Origin of the sequence: Bordetella petrii (genome assembly GCF_020991325.1) — a bacterium.
GTDB classification, from domain to species: Bacteria; Pseudomonadota; Gammaproteobacteria; order Burkholderiales; family Burkholderiaceae_B; genus Bordetella_A; species Bordetella_A petrii_E.
The window spans coordinates 1-4,781 of record NZ_JAJMLX010000319.1; the positions used below are offsets into that span (position 1 = coordinate 1).

General features: G+C 62.0%; 5 protein-coding genes. 1 reads left to right on the forward strand and 4 read right to left on the reverse strand.

Translation table 11 applies throughout. From position 1 onward, the window contains the following. From LPZ50_RS21815 to LPZ50_RS21830, 4 genes are all read right to left on the reverse strand, one after another. Positions 1–907, reverse strand: a 907-nt coding sequence (locus LPZ50_RS21815; RefSeq protein WP_268903539.1) for an ESPR-type extended signal peptide-containing protein, incomplete at its 3' end; no start/stop codon positions are given. 349 nt (positions 908–1,256) lie between these two features. Beyond that, positions 1,257–2,210, reverse strand: a complete 954-nt coding sequence (locus tag LPZ50_RS21820) for an AraC family transcriptional regulator (protein ID WP_230664892.1) — start codon at positions 2,208–2,210, stop codon at positions 1,257–1,259. Between the two features lie 369 nt (positions 2,211–2,579). Then, positions 2,580–2,816: a DUF333 domain-containing protein gene (locus LPZ50_RS21825; protein WP_230664894.1), complete on the reverse strand. Its 237-nt coding sequence runs from the start codon at positions 2,814–2,816 to the stop codon at positions 2,580–2,582. A 78-nt stretch (positions 2,817–2,894) separates the two neighbouring features. Further along, on the reverse strand, positions 2,895–4,346 hold the full coding sequence (locus LPZ50_RS21830; RefSeq protein WP_230664896.1) for a helix-turn-helix transcriptional regulator: 1,452 nt from the start codon (positions 4,344–4,346) through the stop codon (positions 2,895–2,897). On the opposite strand from LPZ50_RS21830, the gene LPZ50_RS21835 reads away from it, so the two are divergent. Then, positions 4,346–4,781: MFS transporter (locus LPZ50_RS21835; protein WP_230664898.1), on the forward strand; the 436-nt coding region annotated here is incomplete at its 3' end. The genes LPZ50_RS21830 and LPZ50_RS21835 overlap by 1 nt on opposite strands.

Here is a 4,781-nt window from a genome sequence, read left to right on the forward strand (position 1 = left end):
CGGTGGCCTGCGTGGCGGCGCCATCGCCCATGGCGATGCTCGCGTCGCCTGCGGCCTGGGCCTCGGGTCCGATGGCGACCGCGTCCGCCCCGCTTGCCAGCGCATCATCCTTGGCCGACTCGACGCGGAAATACTTGATGCCCGTGTACTCGTCCGTGGCGTTTGCCAGGCCCAGGTTCTGCAAGCGCTGGTTGACCGTATCGACGTTCTGGTTGGTCACGTGGAGTTGGCCGCCCGTTACCGCTTCTTTGCTGCCGGCCGCCACCGACCCGTTCTGCAGATTGGTGATCTTGGCGTTGCCCGCGTCGATGGCCGTCTTGCCCGCATTGAACTTTACCGCGCTGGCATCGAGCGTATTCACTGCCGCCTGGGCAGCCTGCGCCTTCTGGTCCACGGTGTGCAGCTGGCCGCCCGTCACGGCCTCTTTACTGCCGGCGGCCACCGAGCCGTCTTGCAGATTGGTGATCTTGGCGCCCTGGGCATCGATCTGGGTCTTGGCCGCATTGAACTTCACGGCGCTGTCATCCAGGCTGGCCACCGCCGCCAGCGCGCTCTGGGCCTTCTGGTCCACGGCATGCACCTGGCGGCCAGTAACGGCGTCCGTGCTGCTGGCATCCAGTGCGGCGTCATTCAGGCCAGTTACCGTACCACCCTGGCTGAATACAATGCGGCCGCTGCCATCGCTGAATACGATCTCGTCGCCATTCCAGCTGCCCGGGTTGCTGGTATCCCCTATCGTGACCACCGCCTGGGCCACCCCCATGGCACCGGCCACAACCACCGCCAACGCGGCACGCGCCATCAGCCGAGCGCTGGAACCGCGCTTGCCGCGCGCCTTGACATTCTCTGCAACCGCGACGAACGTACGCGTCGACTCGCACCACACTGTGCGGTATGTCTTATTCATGCTGAACTCTGCTCTCAGTAGATATCGAGGAAGCCGGAGGCCGCGCCGCCGACGCTGAAGAAAAATTCGCGAATGCCCAGGCTCGTCGCAGTACGACCCGCCTTGGCTTGCCAAGGCGGTTGATGCTCACGACCTGGATGACTGCGGTGCCGTTTACCTGGCTGACATGTGCCGGCAGGCCTTCGGACCAGCCACGGGAACGGCGTTGTCGTCTCTGATCTCGGCGCCGTAATAGTCGCTTTCTTCCTCAGCGATCCCTTAGTGTTTTTGCGCAGTGAAGCAGTAGCAGAGCGCACCCAAGTACAAGGATTGTTAATTCCCCATTTCTTCTTGAATGCCCACGCGCAGATCAGGAGGCAAGCGGCGCGTTGCTGGTACGCGCCGGGTCGCGGCGCGCCTGGCCCGGGGTCACTCCGAAGAATTCACGGAACGTCTTGCCGAAATGCACCGGATCGGAGAACCCGCAGTTCCAGCTGATTTCCGAAATAGTCTGGTGCTCGCAGCCCGGCGCGGCTAGCGCTTCCCGTGCGCGCCGCAAACGCTGTTCGCGCAGGAAGGACACGAACGTGGCGCCACCGCCATGACTCGCGAAGAGACTCTGCATGTAGCGCGACGAAATTCCGAAATGACTGGCGACGTAGTCCGAAGCCATTTCAGGATTGGTGGCGTTGGCGGCAACCCACGCACATATGCGGTCGAACAACATTTCCCCGCGCGAGTGCGCGCCGCGCCGTGTGTTGCCGGGCTGGACGCCGCGGACGACATGAAGCGAGGCCTGCGAACCGCGGCGCAGCAATGCCATGATTTGCTGCTCCAGCAGCGGCCAGCCCGCCGCCTCGTTGCCGATCGAATCGAGTGTTTCTGCATCGAGACTGTCGATATAGGCTGCCAGCAGACGCCCCCAGCCATGATGGAACTTTGCGTTACGCGCTTGACGGGCCAGCAACTGACGATCCTGGGGCGAGATCGATGCCTCGTGCATCAGCAACGCTGTCCCCCGAAAATCCGCGAAGCCGTCGGCCTGCATGTCTGCGCTGTACACCACCCTTAGCTCACCGTCGGCCAGGGTACGCGGTTCGCCCTTCAAGTGCAGGATGATGCCGCGCTGCGCATAGAGCAACAGCCATGCCCCGGGCCGCCCAAAGCAATGGGACGCCACACGTGCCTGCGCCGCCTCGGTGCACGGATAAACCTGAATGGCCCGCTTGCCGGCATGGCCCTCCATGGCGCCAGCTTTGGTACTGGAAGCCGCCCCCCGTATGAAGGACAGCTCGGCCGGTTCGATGGGCAGGGTGCAAGTCATGTTCGATCCTGTAAGTCGCATCGGGGCACTGAAGCCAGCATTCTGGAAGGCCCCATTTGCTGCTTCGCCGCCAGCGGACAGGCAAGCGGTTTGCGCACGATGGACGAGCAAGATACCGTCGGCAAGACGGAAACATGAAGTTAAGTATTGTTAACTCGATTGTTATATAGAAGCATCGAGTAACTATTCGCTAATTTGTATCTTTATCCACGCAGTTTGGATTCTTTTAGTTTGAATATTGCAGACGGTGCGCTGGAGTATTCGCTTATTTGCGAATAATTCCCGAGGGACCTTACCTGGCGGTCAATGCCTGGGGCATACGCGTCAATGCCCTATCCCGCAGCGCCACCGTTTCACCGCCGATGGCGGCTAGCTTCTGATTTCCGGATGCTCGCGCCGGTACAGTTCCCATTCCTCGACGGCCTGGCCGTCGGGGAACACGCACATGCCCACCTGGCCGCCCGGGCCGTCCACGATCTGCACCTGTCCGCCTTTCTCCTGGCAATACACTGAGGCCGGGTTTGCCATGCCGATGGGGCGTTCGCTGGATGAGGCGCAGCCGGACAGGATGGCCAGCGATGAGATGAATATTGCGGTTCTGAACATGGTGTGGATTCCTGCTGGACTTATCCAGCGCAGTGGATCAACGGGTTAGGAAACATCGTACTCGGGACGCGTGCCGCCCTATTCCCGCATGCGCGCCACCACCTCGTCCCGCGTGGCGACGCCCAGCTTTGAATAAATATTGCTCAGGTGCCATTTGACGGTTTCCGGCGACAGGCCCAGTTCGCGCGCGATTTTCTTGTTGGGCAGCGCCAGGGCCAGCAACCGCACCACTTCCCGCTCGCGTTCGGTCAGATGCCCGTCTGGCGTTGGAGTGGCGGACACGGCATCGGCGCCGTCCATGCCGCCGATCGCGGCCTGGGCCAGGGGCCCCGACCCGGCCGCCGCGCGCAGGCGGTCGGCGTGGAACACCAGCAGGGCATCCAGCGTGCAGGATTCCAGGGCCAAGGTCGCCAGTTCGGGCACGTCGGGGTGGGCATCCAGCAGGCTGCGCACCAGGCCCAGCTGATGGCCGATCTGCAATGCCTTGACGGTGTGCTGGTGGGCGCCGGGCAGGTCGCCGGAGGCGCGGTGGATGGCGGCCAGTTGGAAGTACAGGGCCGCCACGCGGCGATTGCGCCCGCGCTGGGCGCAGACGTCGATCAGCGCCTGTATCTTGCCGCGCGCGTCGTCCAGGCGTTGTTCGTGCAGGCACAGCAAGATGTGGGCCCTGTCGGCCACCACGGATACTTCGCTGAGCACGCTGGATTCCACTTGCGCATGCCGGGCGCGCAGCGCCCGGATTTCGCTCCAGCACGCGGCGGCCTGCCCGGCGGCGCCGCCGAGCAGGTGCAGGCGGAATTGCTCCAGCAGGCTGTAGGAAAGCAGCCTGTCCAGCTTGCGGTCGCGCGCGTAGCGATCCAGGCGGAGCACGATGGCCAGCGCCTCGTCGAAACGGTGCTTCAACGCCAGGGTGCGGCTAAGCACCAGCATGACGCGCAGCATGGTGTCCGGCAGCGACAGGCGTTCGAATTCGCGTAACTGGCCACGCAGCGACAGCACCTCGTCCAGGTTGCCCAGTTCGTACAGCACTTCGCATAGCAGGCCGCTGGCCAGCGTGGCGGTCTCCGAGGCGGAATCGCCGATCTTGCCGCATTCGTACAGCACGTCGCGGTACAGGTGTTCGGCCGCGTTCATCTGCCCTTCCAGCGCCAGGCTGAAGCCGACCATGCAGCGGCCCGTCAATATTCCGAACGGGGTGGTCATGGGCGCGCGGCCGCGCGCCGGGTTCTGTTGCACGGCGCGGGCCAGCGCGTACTCGTTGCGGTAGATGTGAATCCACGCCAGCACGTTGCGCCCGCCCGCCAGGGCAATGTCTTCGGCCTGCGCGGGCGCGGCCTGCAACTGCGGATACAGCTGCATGGCCAGGTCCATGTCGTCGGAATGTACGGCCAGCAGCCCGCGAACCACCAGAACCAGGTATTGCGCCGGAAGATCGAAGCCGGCCATGGTGCTTGCCAACGACTCCAGTTCGCGCCGGCAATCGTCGTCACGGTGCTGCAGCAGCGCCAGCACGGCGCGCCACAGCCGCAATGCCGGCCGTTCGTCGGCGCAACCGGCGGGAAGCTGGCTGGACCGTAGGATATATTGTTGCGACTTTGCTTGCAGGTTGGATTATTCCTGATCATGGTTGGCGCATGCTGTTTTATGTTGCGATTATTCCCGTCATTATTGCTGTTCTCATGCATGTGCTTGTACCCGAACCAGAAGCATGGCAAAAGTCTCGACTACAACAACCTGTTTTGGCTCAAAACGCATCGAAAACTTCAGCATTTAAACTTATTTTCCAAGATAAACGAAACCGAAATATGTTTATCTTGTGGGCTTTAACCGCAGGCTTTTTACAGTTTGGTTACTATGGCGTAAATAACTGGATGCCGTCATACCTTGAAAGTGAACTGGGTATGAAATTTAAGGAAATGACTGCCTATATGGTAGGTACATATACCGCCATGATTTTAGGTAAAG

Coding starts and splice junctions, on each gene's coding strand:
- LPZ50_RS21820 (WP_230664892.1), bottom strand. CDS start 2,210: ATGACTTGCACCCTGCCCATCGAACCGGCCGAGCTGTCCTTCATACGG.
- LPZ50_RS21825 (WP_230664894.1), bottom strand. CDS start 2,816: ATGTTCAGAACCGCAATATTCATCTCATCGCTGGCCATCCTGTCCGGC.